The organism is Ruminococcus sp. MCC718, assembly GCF_018783905.1.
Classification (GTDB): domain Bacteria; phylum Bacillota; class Clostridia; order Lachnospirales; family Lachnospiraceae; genus Hominisplanchenecus; species Hominisplanchenecus faecis.
The window spans coordinates 1-15,226 of sequence record NZ_WQNP01000150.1 but is presented as its reverse complement, the minus strand read 5'-3'; the positions used below and the strand labels follow the sequence as shown (position 1 = coordinate 15,226).

14 protein-coding genes and 1 tRNA gene are annotated in these 15,226 nt (G+C 39.9%); all 15 read left to right on the top strand.

Going from position 1 to position 15,226, the window contains the following annotated elements:
- Nucleotides 1-113 precede the first annotated feature (113 nt).
- The 15 genes from GPK60_RS12180 to GPK60_RS12110 all read left to right on the top strand — a co-directional run bounded on the left by GPK60_RS12180 (nt 114) and on the right by GPK60_RS12110 (nt 14,750).
- Complete coding sequence (locus GPK60_RS12180) at nt 114-770, top strand: hypothetical protein (RefSeq protein ID WP_173896691.1); 657 nt, start codon at nt 114-116, stop codon at nt 768-770.
- Entirely contained in the window at nt 763-2,661 is a 1,899-nt protein-coding gene (locus GPK60_RS12175) for a DUF2142 domain-containing protein (RefSeq protein WP_173896690.1), read from the top strand. The genes GPK60_RS12180 and GPK60_RS12175 overlap by 8 nt, the downstream gene beginning before the upstream one ends.
- Nucleotides 2,662-2,670: 9 nt before the next feature.
- Complete coding sequence (locus GPK60_RS12170) at nt 2,671-3,483, top strand: glycosyltransferase family 2 protein (RefSeq protein WP_173866809.1); 813 nt, start codon at nt 2,671-2,673, stop codon at nt 3,481-3,483.
- Entirely contained in the window at nt 3,480-4,175 is a 696-nt protein-coding gene (locus GPK60_RS12165; RefSeq protein ID WP_022118210.1) for a glycosyltransferase family 2 protein, read from the top strand. The genes GPK60_RS12170 and GPK60_RS12165 overlap by 4 nt, the downstream gene beginning before the upstream one ends.
- Nucleotides 4,176-4,188: 13 nt before the next feature.
- A complete protein-coding gene (locus GPK60_RS12160; RefSeq protein ID WP_215660347.1) occupies nt 4,189-4,548 on the top strand; it encodes a DUF2304 domain-containing protein in 360 nt (119 codons plus the stop codon).
- Nucleotides 4,545-5,522, top strand: a complete 978-nt coding sequence (locus GPK60_RS12155; RefSeq protein WP_215660345.1) for a glycosyltransferase family A protein — start codon at nt 4,545-4,547, stop codon at nt 5,520-5,522. Before GPK60_RS12160 ends, GPK60_RS12155 begins: the two co-directional genes overlap by 4 nt.
- A gap of 36 nt (nt 5,523-5,558) precedes the next feature.
- Nucleotides 5,559-6,377 carry a LicD family protein gene (locus GPK60_RS12150; protein WP_022118207.1) on the top strand — a complete coding sequence of 273 codons (819 nt, stop codon included), beginning with the start codon at nt 5,559-5,561 and terminating at the stop codon, nt 6,375-6,377.
- On the top strand, nt 6,377-7,099 hold the full coding sequence (locus GPK60_RS12145) for an IspD/TarI family cytidylyltransferase (RefSeq protein WP_022118206.1): 723 nt from the start codon (nt 6,377-6,379) through the stop codon (nt 7,097-7,099). Before GPK60_RS12150 ends, GPK60_RS12145 begins: the two co-directional genes overlap by 1 nt.
- Nucleotides 7,100-7,117: 18 nt before the next feature.
- On the top strand, nt 7,118-8,152 hold the full coding sequence (locus GPK60_RS12140; RefSeq protein WP_173896687.1) for a glycosyltransferase: 1,035 nt from the start codon (nt 7,118-7,120) through the stop codon (nt 8,150-8,152).
- 12 nt (nt 8,153-8,164) lie between these two features.
- A complete protein-coding gene (locus tag GPK60_RS12135) occupies nt 8,165-9,607 on the top strand; it encodes a flippase (RefSeq protein ID WP_022118204.1) in 1,443 nt (480 codons plus the stop codon).
- 12 nt (nt 9,608-9,619) lie between these two features.
- Complete coding sequence (locus tag GPK60_RS12130; protein ID WP_215660343.1) at nt 9,620-10,693, top strand: acyltransferase; 1,074 nt, start codon at nt 9,620-9,622, stop codon at nt 10,691-10,693.
- 156 nt (nt 10,694-10,849) lie between these two features.
- Entirely contained in the window at nt 10,850-12,472 is a 1,623-nt protein-coding gene (locus GPK60_RS12125; RefSeq protein WP_215660342.1) for a hypothetical protein, read from the top strand.
- A 6-nt stretch (nt 12,473-12,478) separates the two neighbouring features.
- Complete coding sequence (locus GPK60_RS12120; protein WP_215660340.1) at nt 12,479-14,434, top strand: NlpC/P60 family protein; 1,956 nt, start codon at nt 12,479-12,481, stop codon at nt 14,432-14,434.
- Nucleotides 14,435-14,513: 79 nt separating this feature from the next.
- Nucleotides 14,514-14,684, top strand: coding sequence for a hypothetical protein (locus GPK60_RS12115; protein WP_173887318.1), 171 nt, complete (start codon nt 14,514-14,516; stop codon nt 14,682-14,684).
- Nucleotides 14,663-14,750 (top strand) — tRNA-Ser (locus tag GPK60_RS12110). Before GPK60_RS12115 ends, GPK60_RS12110 begins: the two co-directional genes overlap by 22 nt.
- The last annotated feature ends 476 nt before the right edge of the window (nt 14,751-15,226 follow it).

The window sequence follows — 15,226 nt, the reverse complement described above, 5'->3', positions numbered from 1 at the left end:
AAATCAATTATGGGAGAGTACATATTACTGCTGCGTAGTTTTTCGGGTCTTGTTTTTAACAGTATTGTTTGTTATAATCAATAACCAGAGATTAAAGGAGAAAGAGGATGTTTATGGGCAAAAAGCGAAAAGCTGTCATGCTTGGAGTAAATGTATTTCTTGTACTGGCACTTTTATGGTCTGTAGTTTTTACCGTTGACCGAAAGAATGCGGCCTACACCAATACGGACATAGAACGATACAAGAGTTTAAATACCATACCAAAGCTTGGAGCTGTCACGAACAGCAGAACAGCTGAGATCCAATTTTCATTGTACGATGAAAAATTATATGGCATAGCTCTCTTTTTTTATGTATCGGGAGAAAATACCGATGGAGAGCTTGTATGTTCATTGAAGCACGATGGAGAGACTATTTCAGAACAGACGGTTGCAGTGAAGGAGCTGTTTGCTCTTGTCAATAAGAATGAAATTAAACCAAAAGAACTGATTCTTGGAAACGGTGAAGTATGCAATGGCGATTATACGCTGGAAATAAAGGGAAGTGGAATTTCATCGCAGACAAGGATTTCTTTATATGGTAATAAGGCAGATGAATATTTTCTGGATTATACCAATGCAAATTATCAGAACTATAATGGAATTCTTTATATTGTGGAAACTTTAGACCCAGAACGACCATATGTATGGGCCTGTGCATTTTTACTGGCTATGAGTTTTGTCTTTAGCCTGATCATATGTATGAATGAGAGGGAGAAAGAACATGAATAATATTAAGAAACATAAGAGACTGATAGCTGCGATTGTTGTGATTCTGCTGGCAGTGCTGGTAGAGATTTTTGCAAACCGGTCTGCATGGGGACATGCATATGATCTGGATATTACCGATCATATGTACATCAGCGAGAGTGCAGGTCAGGAAGAATATCAGGTTATATTTTCTGCTCCAAAAGGACTTTATATTCAGATGCTCCATGTGCAGGGGCATTTTAAAGATGAAGAGTTCTATGATATAGAAACAAAAGAAATCAATGATTTTGGCAAAGAAACAGAGCAAAAATATCATGACTGTGTAAATAAACTTCTGCCGGAATATTCAACCAGCATCAACAAAAAAGTCACCTATCTGAAGATGACCATGAAGAAGAATAAGGATGCAGAACTGACAAAAGTATCTCTGTCCAATAAAGCAGACATTAATCTGTATCGTTATTTCTTTATACTGTTGATCGGAGCGATGATTTACTGTACTTTCTTTGAAAAAGAATTTATCAAGAAGACAGAATGGTATTTCGCAGTATTTGCACTGAGTTTTGGCATGTTGATCATTGCAGCGGCCCAGCCAACCTGCAATTCCTGGGACGAGCAGATTCATTTCCGGGATTCTTATCGAATTGCCAGCGGGCATAATGTAGAATGGACAGAAGCCGGACTTAACATTATGAACCGCATTAATCCAAAATGTAATACAAAGGAAGAATATAAACTTCTGAAAGCATATATGGATGAACATGGCACGGAAGTTGTTATGAAAGAGACACAGGAAACGTCAGGAATTTCTTATGATAAAATTGCATATATCCCGATGGCAGTTTTTCTGTTTATCGGAAAGAATTTGAAACTTCCATTTTCGGCAGTGTTTGCACTTGGAAAATTCGGCAATCTTCTGATGTATGTGATTGTGATGTTTTGGGCGATTCGCCTTGCAAAGAGCAGAAAATTACTGCTGGCGTTTGTAGCGATGCTTCCGACGCCGCTGTTTCTGGCATCGTCTTATACGTATGACAGCGTTGTGTTCTCGTTCATTACACTGGGATGTGTCCTGTGGTCAAGAGAAGCATTTTTCCAGTCAACGAAGTATTATCATACAGCTTCTGTGATCGGAGCAATATTTATGATGTCCGTCGGATGCCTCTCAAAAGCAGTTTATATTCCACTGGTATTGCTGATGCTTCTGCTGCCGCAGTTTTATAAAAAGAATAAAAAAGAAAAAATCTTATTCCTGATCGGAATCGGAGTATTATTCCTGGTAGTTATGGCAACGTTTGTATTACCGGTTATTTCCAATACAGTGTCAGGGAATATTGCTTATGGCGGCGATTCACGAGGCGGAGATACCAGCGTTGTAAGACAGCTGGTATCTATGGTAAAACATCCGCTGGCAAGTATCCGGCTTATGTTCGGAAGTATTTTCCAGCTGGACAATTTCCGAAATCTGGGTAATATAGATTCCGATAATTATTTCTTCGGAAATCTGATGTTTTTAAATTATGCATCAAGGGGAACACTTGCAGATAAATGGAGTATCCTGTTGCTTCCGATGCTGACCCTGCTGGTTTTTCAGAAAGAAAAGGGCAGCAGCAGACTGGCAAATTGTGAAATATGGAAACGAATCCTGATGTGGGGCATTTTTCTGATCACGGTAATGCTGATCTGGAGTGCAATGTATTTAAGTTTTACGCCGGTAGGAGAGGCAAGTATCGCCGGTGTGCAGGCAAGATATTATCTGCCGCTTATTTATCTTGGAGCATTATTGCTTTCAAATTCAAAAATAAAAGTAGAAATCAGTAAATACGGACTGGCAAAACTATCATTTATTGTTGCAAATATACTGCAAATTGCAGCGGTATGGGAATTATTGCTGCAGGGAAGATTGATATAGGGGAATAGAATGACAAAAAGAAATGATCATACGTTTGCAATTTGTGCATACAAAGAAAGTCCATATTTAGAGGAATGCATACTTTCTCTAAAAAATCAGACGGTCAAAAGCAATATCATAATGGCTACTTCAACGCCGAATGAATGGATACAGGGATTGGCAGAGAAATATGAGATTCCGCTGTACATCAATACAGGTGAAGGTGGGATTGCCCAAGACTGGAATTTTGCATACAGACAGGCAAAAACAGACTATGTCACGATCGCCCATCAGGATGATATCTATGAACCGAATTATTTGAAAATGATTTTCGGAGAACTGAAAAAAGGTAAAGATCCGATTGTTGTGTTTACCGATTATGGTGAACTCAGAGATGGAGAAAAAGTTCAGAAATCAACGCTGCTCACGATCAAACGTATTCTGCTGCTGCCGATGCGAGTTCAGGGATTCCAGAATGTGCGATTTTTTAAACGCCTTTTTCTGAGGTTCGGCAATCCGGTCTGCTGTCCGGCGACAACTTACATCAGGAAAAAATTTAAGGGGGATCCGTTTGAAGTAAGATTCTCAAGCAACGTAGACTGGATGATGCTGGAGAAGCAGTCCAGAGAAGAGGGATCTTTCTGTTATATATCAGACATAGGTATGTATCATCGTATTCATGAAAAATCAACAACGACAGAAATCATTCATGGAGATATCCGCTGGAGAGAAGACTACGAAATGTTTCGAAAATTCTGGCCGGCATGGGTTGCAAAACCGCTTGTCAGGGTTTATCGTTTAAGTGAGAAATCAAATAACATACAACAGAGGGAAGAGAAATGAAGGTATTAGTGATTATTCCGGCATATAATGAAGAATTAAATATCAAAAAAGTAGTGTCTAATTTGATCGATCATTATCCACAGTATAACTATGTAGTTGTAAACGATGGTTCCGCAGACAGCACATCGCAGATCTGTCACCAGGAAGGCTACAATATCATAGACCTGCCGGTCAATCTTGGACTTGCAGGAGCTTTCCAGACAGGACTGAAATATGCAGATCAGGAAGGTTATGACTGTGCGATCCAGTTTGATGCGGACGGGCAGCACAGACCGGAATATATCGAAGATCTTTTAAAAGAAATTGAAAACGGATATGATATTGTGATCGGTTCCCGTTTTGTGACGGAGAAAAAACCATTCTCGATGCGAATGTTAGGAAATCGTATGATCGAAAGAGCAATCAAATTTTCAACCGGGAAGGTACTGACCGATCCTACTTCCGGAATGCGTATGTACAGTAAGAAGATCATTCACGAATTTGCATCCAATATCAACTACGGACCAGAGCCGGATACCATTTCATTCATGATCAAACAGGGAGCTTCCGTTAAGGATGTGCAGGTGAAAATGGATGAAAGAACTGCAGGAGAAAGTTATCTGAATCTGACAAGATCGATCGCCTATATGCTCAGAATGATGCTTTCGATTCTGTTTATCCAGAATTTCAGAAAACGCAGAAAAGCAGACTAAGAAGGGAGTCAATATGTCGATCTATTTAAGAATTATTCTGGTTGTCATATCCATGCTCAGTATGATGAACGTTATGAAGAGAGTGAGAAGATTCAAACTGCAGATAGAAAACTCTATTTTTTGGATCATTTTTTCACTGCTGCTGATACTGGTGGCAGTCTTCCCGGATCCGATGTTCTGGCTTGCAGACCTTTTGGGCATCCAGTCTCCAGCAAATATGGTATTTCTCTTTGTTATCTTTATCCTTTTAATTAAGACATTTAATCTGACACTTGAAATTTCACAGCTTCAGTACAAAATACAGAAGCTGGTACAGAAAATAGCATTAGATGAAAATAAAAAGAACAAAGAAGCGGACAAGGAGGAAAAATGAGCAAAGTATCTGTGATTGTTCCGGTTTATAATGTAGAGCAATATATAAAACGATGCCTGAAAAGTATTCTGGATCAGAGCTGGCAGGATTTTGAGATTTTATGTGTGGATGACTGTGGTCAGGATCAGAGCATTTCTATTATAGAGCAGATGCAGAAAGAATATCCGCAGAAAATAAAAATATTATACGGGGAACAAAACATGGGCCTGGGTGCTGCAAGAGATCGAGGAATGAAGGCGGCATCCGGGGAATACATTGCCTTTATTGATAGTGATGATTATCTGAAACGAAATTTTCTGGAAACTTATATGCATGCAGCACAGAAAAAAGATGCAGATATCATTGTTGGCGGTTATATCCGTGATGTAAACGGAAAGTTATCGGAAACACCGATCGATGTCAACGATGATACATTTGTATGGATGAATGTCAGTGCCTGCACAAAAGTATATAAGAGAAAATTTCTGGAAGATAATCATCTGTCTTTTTATGGAGTAAGACGCTACGAAGATGAAGGATTTATGTATCGATGTCTGGCATGTCATCCGGTTGTTGAACTTATGGCATATTCCGGTTACTATTACTATATGAATAGCGAGTCTATTACCAGGAGCAGCAAGAGCGACCGAACCGGTATTGTAAAAGAATATTTTCAGACAGTGAACAAACTGGCTGATACCGTAAAGTGTGACAGAGAGACTCAGCCATTGTTAAATTATTGCCTGGTATCCGGACTGACGGCAAATATGCTTTATAATGGTCAGGGATGCGGCGGAAAAAAAATGAAAGAATTATATATTCAGTATAATAAACTGCTCAATAAAATAGACAGAGATATCTGCAAAAACAAATACATTGCATTGAAGTATTTAAAATCAGAACCGGCAAAAAAGAGATATACAACATGGCTGATCTTAAGACTGAGAAAAATCGGACTGGACAGGCTGCTGTTTTTTCTGGTAAGCAGGATCTGATAAAAGTAAAGCTGAAACAATGAGAGGAATTATCAGATGAAAAATAAAAAATTAAGCTCTGAAGAAATCAAACAAATAGAACTGAACCTGTTATTAAAACTGGATGAGATATGTAAAAAATACAAGCTCAGATACTACCTGTGCGGAGGAACACTTCTTGGTGCAGTCCGTCATAAAGGTTTCATTCCGTGGGATGATGATATCGATGTTCTGATGCCGCGTGAAGATTTTGAGAAGCTTTTGAGACTGGAAAAAAAGCAGAAACAAGATGCGGTGGAAAAGATTGTTTCCTGGAAATCTGGTAATTCTATCTATCCGTTTATCAAACTGATCAATACGAATACGGTACTGAAAGAAAAGTATCTTTCTGAAGAATTTACAACGGGTATCTGGATCGATATTTTTCCACTGGATGGTATGCCGGATGACGAAAAAATTATCGCAAAGAAATTTAAGAAAATTAAATTTTATAAGACTATACTACTGACGGCTTACAGCGAAATGGGAAAAGGAGCTACCTGGTATGCGGCACTTGCAAAGCGAGTCCTGATCCCGATCTGCAAACATCTCAACACGGAAAAACTCTGCAATAAATTAAATGCGATATCAAAAGAGTATCCGATCGACAAGTCGCCGTATGTGGGCGGTTTTTTGTGGGGGTATGGACCGCAGGAGAAAATGCCGAAAGAATTTTTAGAGCCGGTGGAAGTAGAATTTGAAGGACATATGTTTCCGGCACCAAAATGCTGGGATTTCTATCTGACACAACTGTACGGAGATTATATGCAGCTTCCTCCGGAAAATAAGAGGATCTCGCATGATTTCAATGTTTATATGAAGGAGAATAAAGAATAATGAATATCGGACTGATCTTTGCCGGAGGTTCCGGAGTGAGGATGAATACAAAAGGTCTGCCAAAGCAGTTCCTTGAGATGAACGGAAAAGCAATCATCATTCATACGATCGAGCATTTTGAAAAATGTAAAGCGATTGATGCAATCGTGATTGTATGTCTGAAAGACTATATTGAATATCTGGAAGATCTTCTGGACCGGGATCGTATCACAAAGGTAAAGAAAATTGTGCCGGGCGGTTCCTGCGGTCAAGAATCCATCTATCATGGACTTTGTGCAGCAGAAGAAATTTCAGAGAATGAAGATGACATCATTCTGATCCATGATGGAGTACGTCCCCTGATATCCGGAAAATTAATCCATGACAATATCAATATGGTAAAAGAAAAGGGAAATGCGATCACGGTAACACCGGCAACAGAGACGATCATTCAGGTTGGCGGTGAACAGGAGATTACGAATATCATCGACCGCAAAAGCTGTTATACAGCAAAAGCACCGCAGAGTTTTTACCTGAAAGATATTCTTGATGTGCATCGTCAGGCGATAAAAGAAAATAAAACTGACAGGATTGATTCTGCAAGTCTGATGAAAGAATTTGGACATACTCTTCACACACTTGAAGGCCCGACTGAAAATATCAAGATTACAAATCCATCTGATTTTTATATTTTCCGTGCCATTTTGGAAGCAAAGGAAAACTCACAGATCTTTGGATTATAGACTATGGGAGACAGAAATATGCCAGATATTAAAATCAGTATAATTGTTCCGGTATATAATTCGGAGAAATATTTGCCGGAAACGGCACAGAGCATTTTAAAACAGTCTTTTTCGGATTTTGAATTAATCCTTGTGGATGACGGATCAAAAGATGGAAGCGGAAAAATATGCGATCAGCTTGCAGCGAAAGATACCAGAATAAAAGTTATCCATAAGACAAACGGCGGGATCTGTTCTGCACGAAATGCAGGATTAAAAGAAGCGGCCGGAGAATACATTGCATTTTGTGATAATGATGACATCTATCTGCCGGGACTTTTAGAAGATAATTATGCACTTGCAAAAAAATATGATGCAGATGTGGTGCGTTATTCCAGAAGTTATCGCACGGTCAAAGACGGCAAAGTGATCGCAGAAGAAAAGACTTCTTTTAAAGCAGGTGTATACAGCAGTTCACAGTTTGCTGCAAATTTTGATCAGATCAACAAAGCCGGAGAAGGAATCTGGGCCGGTATTTACCGGAGAGCTTTTTTACAGAAAAATCAGATTGATTTTGATGAAACCATGAAGTTTGGATATGAAGATCTGGATTTTATAACAAAAATATATCTGTGCAGCCCAAGTGTTGTACTGAATCCGAAGACTTACTATGTGTGGATCATGCGATATGCACACAGTACAAGCGGAAAGACAGACATTAACAATATCACTTCGCTGATGAAGTGTCTGGAAAATAAAAGCAGACTGGTAACACAGACCGGTATTGAAACACAGATTCCGGCATTTTGGGTGGAAGAGCTTTCCAGAAGAATTTATACGATCGTGCGTTATGTAAGCCCGAAAAAAGTAAAAATGCCGTTTGGAAAAAGAATCGAGCTTTTAAAATATTTCCGCACAGCAGCAGTATTTCAGCAACCGACAGATAAAAAGAAAACGAAAGCATTTAAGAAGCAGTCGAAGCCAGGCTGGCTGATCTGGTACTTATTTGATAAGAAGCATTACTGGCTGTTATACTTTCTGGTAACAGGCAAACAAAGGCTGTCAGAGAAATAAGGAGCAGGGAACATGAAAGAAAAGTCAATCAAATTAAACGCAGTGCTCAATGTTATGAAAACGGTATTGTCTCTGGTATTTCCACTGATCACATTTCCGTATATCACACGAGTACTTCAGGTAAATGCGATTGGAAAATACGATTTTTCCGTATCGGTTATCAGCTACTTTTCTCTGATCGCAGCTCTTGGCATCACAACTTATGCAGTAAGAGAAGGAACAAAATACCGGGGCGATCAGGAAAAAATGAATCAGTTCGCAAGCGAGATTTTTTCTATCAATCTTTATGCAACGATCGTATCGTATATCCTGTTGTTTTTGGCACTTATGTTTGTAGACAAGCTGAAGAGCTATAATATCGTGATCGGGATCCTCAGCCTGGAAATTCTGCTGGCAACGCTGAGCGTTGTCTGGATTTATAATATATATGAGGATTTTGGTTATATTACGTTTGTTACGTTTATTCTTCAGTTCGTATCTATCATCCTGATGCTGCTGTTTGTACACAGTGCAGATGACCTTTACAAGTATGTTATTATTTCCGTTATTTCAAGCAGCGGTTCCGGATTATTTATGTTTTTCCACGCAAGGAAATATGTGCAGCTGCATCTGGTAAAAAAGCCGCCGCTGAAACATTTAAAACCGATTATGATCGTGTTTTCGACAACGATTGCAGCTACCATTTATATCAGCTCAGACACAACAATCCTTGGATGGCTGACAGATGATTACCACGTTGGAATTTACGGAACAGCGGCCAAAATATATAAGATTGTAAAACAGGTTCTTAATGCAGTCGTGGCAGTTGTTATTCCAAGATTCGCATTTTATATTGGAACACAGGAAAAAGATAAGATATTACAGCTGGGAAGAAAACTGATCGATTATATGGTAGCAATCTGCTGTCCGGCGATGGTGGGACTGTTTTGTCTGAGTAAGCCAATCGTAGAAGAGTTTGCCGGAGCATCTTTCAGCGAAGCCTATATTCCGCTGCAGCTGCTCAGTATTGCCCTTGTCTTTGCTGTCTTTGCAAACTTTTTTTCCAACTGTGTGTTGATTTCTTACAAAAAAGAAAAAATTGTTATGTTTGCGACAATCCTCAGTGCAGTGATAAATATTGTACTGAATTTTATCCTGATTCCAAGATATCAGGAAAGTGCAGCGGCTTTTACGACGATTATCGCAGAAGTATGTGTATGTGTAATATCCGCATACGAGTCAAGAAAAATCATAAAGATCAATTGCACAGCAAGAAATCTGATCTCAACGATCATTGGCTGTGTGGGGATTGTGATCTGCTGTATGCTGGCTGCAAAAGTTATTGAAAATCAGATTTATCTGATTCTTGTATCGGTGATCGTATCGGGACTGGTTTATGCAGTTGTTTTGATTCTGATGAAGAATACAGTTATCACAGATGTTTTGGAGCGTTTTGTCAGAGGAGCAAGAGGCTAAGGGAGAGGAAAAATGCAGGGAAAAAGAAATTCAACAATGGACATTGTAAAGGCGATAGGTATCATTTCTATTGTGATGGGACATTGCTGCTATTCAATCATGATACCAGCCTTGAACGTCAGTGTGGGAGAATTTGTATACAGTTATCATTTAATGGTGTTCTTTTTTGTGGCGGGATTTTTTTACAAAAGAGAATACCATGAGCACCCGGAACAGTATATCGGCAAGCGGCTTTTGAAGCTTGGCGGTATGCTGTTTCTTTATAATACCGTGTTTACGCTGTTACATAACACACTGGTGTCGGTCAAAATGATCAGCAGCACCGAACATTACAGCATCAGCAAAATGGTATCCTGCATCGTACAGAGTCTGCTGATGAAATACACTGAAGAATTGCTGGGAGCCTGCTGGTTCCTGCCAATGTTTTTTATCGGAACAGCATTGTTTGCGATTGCATTCAGCAAAGCAGAAAAAAGTAAAAAACCGGAATATTGGCATAAGATCATCTGTATTCTGTTTGCTGCTGTTGCATTATATGCAAACAGTCGGGAGCTGACCTGGGAATACTGGATACAGACTTCAATTCTGGCGGTTCCGATTATGTACATTGGTTACTTTGCAAAACAGAAATGGGACAAACTCGACAAAGGGATTACCTGGTATGGAACTATTTTAAGTGCTGCCGTGATTCTTGGAATCTTAAATCGTATGCCGGGAAGTATTGAACTTTCGGTCAATCAGATCTTACATCCGGTACTTTTTTATCCGGTGACCTTGCTTGGTATTTATTTTTGTATTGGGCTTGCAAAAATACTTGGCAAAAATCCATATACAGAAAAATTTTTCTCACTGGTCGGAAAAGAAAGCTTTCACATTATGGCACTGCATTTTCTTGGATTTAAGATCGTGGATCGTATTTATTCGTCAGTGTATGGCATTACAGATGCTGAAAAAATTGGAAAATTTCCACATTCAGATTACGGTCTGCACATCAGTTATGTGATTGCCGGAGTGCTCATTCCATTATGTATGATTACATTACTGCGTAAAGTTCAAAAATATGGTCATTTTGTGAAAGAAATGTAAAACATGCTTTTCAAACAAAACAGAGGAGATTTTTACATTGACTTTTACATTTAGATAAATATACTATAAATTAGGAATAAAAATCGTGTTGCTTGGTAAAAGTAACCAGAGCAGCATCGCAGTGCTAAATTGCATTGCAGCATGAGGAGGAAATAAATGAAAAAAAGAATGCATAAACTTTGCACCATTTTGACAGCATCCGCTTTACTTGCAATGTCTGTCACAGTATATGCAGCAGAAGGGGATAATACAGAGGCTGGATTTCAGCCTGCAGAAGAAGGGACTGTACAGTCTGCGGATACCGAGCAGACACAGGAGACAGCTTCAGAGCAGACAGAAGAGAAAGATCCGGAAGAAAACGGATTAGATTCTTTTATTTATATAAGAGAAAAAGAAGATAAAACAACCGGAAAAGCAAAAGTAAAAAAAGTAACGATCGAAGAATTAAAAGAAGAGATCGATGCAAATCAGGTGCCGGAACTGGCAGCGGTTGTTTTTCAATTTTCAGATGAAGAGTTTGAGACAGAGGCACTGACGGAGAATACAACTGAATTTGAAACAGAAACTCAGTCAGAAACGACAGAATCTGAAAGTGAAACAACAACGGAAACAGAAACAGAATCCGAGACAGACAAAGATTCAGAAATCGAGAAATATCCAACCGTAGAACTGAGTGATATGCAGAAAGATATGGTCTATGAGGTAGCAGAGCTTGTTCCACAGACGGTTGTGATCTTCAACCAGTGTGAGCTGGAAAATAATTTGGTGTTTACAGACTGCAAGGAAGTGAAGGCAGTTACCGTTCTGAAAGCAGACACAGAGAAAGAACTGAAAAAAGCAATCCAGAAATACGACCTGGAAAAAGAATATGCAGATTATCTTGAACTCCAGAGTGAAAAGAAATCTGCGTCAAAAGGACAGGCACGTACGACAAGTACATCAAGTTCAGGCAAAAGCCTTGCAGTGCCACAGACGTCCACTCAGACAGAGAGTCAGACTTCCACTACACCGTCAAACCGTGTGGCAGGAAGCAGTTCGACATCAGGCAGCAGTTCTTCAGGAAGTTCCGGTTACGGATCATCAGGCAGCTCTGCATCAGGAAGCAGTTCAACATCCGGGACAACAACAACCGGACAGAAGGACGTTACATTCAAATTTGAGCCGGATGAGGTATACAGCGGAGAAGAGAGCATTTCAGCAACTTACAGCGTATCCAGCACAAAAGAGATTACATATGGAAAAGTAACGATTAACTATGATACCAATGCGATGAAATACGATGATTCCAATGCGGAGGACAGCGACGCACTGGAAGGTATGACGATCAAAGTTATCAAGCCGACAGACAGTGCCGGAACGGAAGGAAAGATTGTGATTGAATTTTCATCAACAACACCGAAAAAGCTGAAAGGAACTCTGGTAGATCTCTGGTTCAATCTGACAGGCAATGCAACAACCGGTCAGCAGTTCAATATCAGCATGACCGTAGATGAATTAAGAAACGGATCGACCAATCTGACATCTGAAGTGGAGACAGCAAGTATGGTAGCACAGCCGGATGGAGAGGAAGAAACAGAAACAGAAACACCTGCTACAACTTCCACACCATCAACAACAGCATCGACAAGTGCATCATCCTCTTCAACAACATCAGGTTCGAGTTCCACAACGACAACCCAGAATGCACCAAAGACGGGAGATGCAACCAATATTCCGGCTATGGTTCTTCTGATGGCAGGTTCGGCAGCAGTATATATCAAAGCAAGAAAGAGAGTATAGCAATAAATGTATAGACGAAACATAGCAGCGGCAGCAGCCGTCCTGTTTCTTTCTTCAGCCGTTGGCATTTCTGCCTATGCAGCACCACAAAAAGACAACAGTGCGACAGAGGCAGAGACAGAAACTGAAACGGAAACTGAGACACAGACGGAAACCGAAACCGAGACAGAAACTCAGGAAACCGAAGCAGCGACAGAGCGAGAAGCAGGTTTTGTATCCATAGAAGAGATGCCGTTTGAAATCGAAACGGAAACTGAGACAGAAAGCAGCGATCAGACTGAGACAGAAACGGAAACGGAGCAGAAAATAGAGTCACCAAAAGTAGAACAGACTTTTCGTTTCTTTCAGGTAGAAAAGAAATATGCTGTATCAAAAAGAGATGATGTTTATCTCTATGAAAAGAAAAACACAAAATCCGATAAAGTAGGAAAGATCAATGCACTTGGCGTATTGCATATTCTGGAAGAAGACGACGATGGCGAATGGTATTATGTAGAATCCGGAAAAGCCAGAGGTTTCATAAAAGCAAAATATGTATGGGCAGACGAAAAAGCGGAACGTTATGTAAAGCATAAAAAAGAAAAGAATATAGAGACAGCCGAAGTTCTCAAAGAAGCTTATGAAAATAAGGCGTTTCTGCATACACAGACAACTGCATACAAAGCAGTAGCCAAAAAGAAATACGCCCTGACGAAAAAGAGAATCAAAATCTATGATTCTATTCCGCAGGAAGAAACCAAGAACAATAAAAAAGAAGAAACAGAAAAAGAAACGCAGGAAAGTACTGCCTTAGAAAGTGAAACACAGAGCAGCAGTGTGACAGAGGGCGAAACGCAGGATAATTCTGCGAAAGAGAGCGAAACGCCGGACAGTGCTTCCAGGGAAAGTGAAACACAGGAATCCGAGAAAAAGAAAAGCACAGATCAGAAATCAGAGAAGAGTGAAGATACAGAAAAGAACCAGGAGCCGGAGGTAGTAGGTACACTGGCAAAAGGCGGACTGTGTTATATTCTGGATGATGAGGATCAGGAATGGTGTTATGTAGAATCAGATGATGTCAGGGGATTTGTACAGACAAAGCAGCTCGAAACCGGAAAAGAAGTGAAAAAAGAGATTGAAGAAAAAGGCGAGAATACTTATGCCCTTGCTAAAGCAAAAGTAAAACCGGAAGACAACAAAGCCTGCTATTACACGGTAACTTCCGTAAAAGAAGCTTCTGTATCAGGACTGATCCGCACCTCTATGTTAGAATATGCGAAGCAGTTCCTGGGTAATCCTTATGTATGGGGAGGTACCAGCCTGACAAAAGGGGCAGACTGCTCCGGTTTTGTACAGAGCATTTATGCAGAATTTGGTTACAGCATTCCGCGTGTGGCGGAAGACCAGGCAGAATGTGCCACCAAAATACCGGTAGAAGATGCATTGCCGGGCGATCTGATCTTTTATCAGAGATCGGATGGCTATATTTATCATGTAGTTATGAGTACTGGTGACGGCGGAACGATCGAGGCACACAGCAGTGCCACGGGCATTATAGAAAGCACTGTAAATGAAAACGATGCAGTATGGGCAGTCCGTATTATTTCAAATGAGGATACAGACATACTGGATGCATTGAAGAAAAAGGATATGGCAGCAGATTACTATGATAATGCTGTTATAGCGAAGAGCACAGAATATGGTTCATACCTTGGCAAATTTAAGCTGACAGCATATTGCAGCTGTCCGATCTGTTGCGGAGTCTGGTCAGGCGGACCTACGGCGAGCGGAGCAATGCCGACGATCGATCATACGGTAGCTATGGCAGGACTGCCATTTGGAACCGAATTGATCATCAATGGACAGGTCTATACAGTAGAAGATCTGGGAACGCCATATGGACATGTAGATATCTATATGAATAACCATCAGGCGGCACTGCAGTTTGGTGTTCAGTACAGTGATGTGTATCTGAAAAAATAAAGAAGAATAAATATTTGATATGGGCAATTTCTTATTATATTCAAGAAGGAATTGTCCATATTTTTATATCGGAGGTGAGTTGAAAAAAGTAAATTTCACTTTGCAAGTGAGCCCTGAAAAAATAAATAAAGAAAAAGCAAAAAATCAGTTGACATTTCAAAATGAATTTATTATAATAAATGAGCGTCACAGAGATGTGAGCACAATATCAGACGAATTGCTGATTCAGGAGAAGTACTCAAGTGGCTGAAGAGGCGCCCCTGCTAAGGGTGTAGACCGTTTACGCGGTGCGAGGGTTCAAATCCCTCCTTCTCCGTTCAACATTCTAAGATATTTTTTTATGCCCTTAATTCTTTGAAAAACAACTTGAGAAAAATAAATCAAAAAAGTTGTTGACAAAAAGAAAGAGAAGTGGTAAGATATCAAACGTTGCGGCGGAAACGCAGAAACAACGGAGCCTGAGAGATACAGGCAGTCAGGGAATCATCCAGACGATCCGGGGACGGAATCAAAAAGATGAAAAAAGTACTTGACAAACCGGAAAAACTTTGATAGAATATCAGAGTTGCTGCGAAAGAGACAAAGCAACACAGTCTGGTACGACTTAAGAAGTTCGAAAGAGCTTCGAAAAAAAGTTTAAAAAAGTACTTGACAAGCACAAAGAGATGTGCTAAAATAAAAAAGCCGATGCGAACAGCGAACGGCACAAACAAAAAGATGAACCTTGATAATTGAACAGTGACAACCTTGAAAATTCAAGAGAAAAGTTCTGAAAACGAACCTTAAACAGTA

Excerpts from the sequence above, each read along its gene's own strand:
- GPK60_RS12150 (WP_022118207.1), top strand. The coding sequence starts at position 5,559 with ATGAAAAATAAAAAATTAAGCTCTGAAGAAATCAAACAAATAGAACTG.
- GPK60_RS12130 (WP_215660343.1), top strand. The coding sequence starts at position 9,620 with ATGCAGGGAAAAAGAAATTCAACAATGGACATTGTAAAGGCGATAGGT.
- GPK60_RS12135 (WP_022118204.1), top strand. The coding sequence starts at position 8,165 with ATGAAAGAAAAGTCAATCAAATTAAACGCAGTGCTCAATGTTATGAAA.
- GPK60_RS12155 (WP_215660345.1), top strand. The coding sequence starts at position 4,545 with ATGAGCAAAGTATCTGTGATTGTTCCGGTTTATAATGTAGAGCAATAT.
- GPK60_RS12165 (WP_022118210.1), top strand. The coding sequence starts at position 3,480 with ATGAAGGTATTAGTGATTATTCCGGCATATAATGAAGAATTAAATATC.
- GPK60_RS12145 (WP_022118206.1), top strand. The coding sequence starts at position 6,377 with ATGAATATCGGACTGATCTTTGCCGGAGGTTCCGGAGTGAGGATGAAT.
- GPK60_RS12120 (WP_215660340.1), top strand. The coding sequence starts at position 12,479 with ATGTATAGACGAAACATAGCAGCGGCAGCAGCCGTCCTGTTTCTTTCT.
- GPK60_RS12170 (WP_173866809.1), top strand. The coding sequence starts at position 2,671 with ATGACAAAAAGAAATGATCATACGTTTGCAATTTGTGCATACAAAGAA.
- GPK60_RS12125 (WP_215660342.1), top strand. The coding sequence starts at position 10,850 with ATGAAAAAAAGAATGCATAAACTTTGCACCATTTTGACAGCATCCGCT.
- GPK60_RS12140 (WP_173896687.1), top strand. The coding sequence starts at position 7,118 with ATGCCAGATATTAAAATCAGTATAATTGTTCCGGTATATAATTCGGAG.
- GPK60_RS12180 (WP_173896691.1), top strand. The coding sequence starts at position 114 with ATGGGCAAAAAGCGAAAAGCTGTCATGCTTGGAGTAAATGTATTTCTT.
- GPK60_RS12175 (WP_173896690.1), top strand. The coding sequence starts at position 763 with ATGAATAATATTAAGAAACATAAGAGACTGATAGCTGCGATTGTTGTG.
- GPK60_RS12160 (WP_215660347.1), top strand. The coding sequence starts at position 4,189 with ATGTCGATCTATTTAAGAATTATTCTGGTTGTCATATCCATGCTCAGT.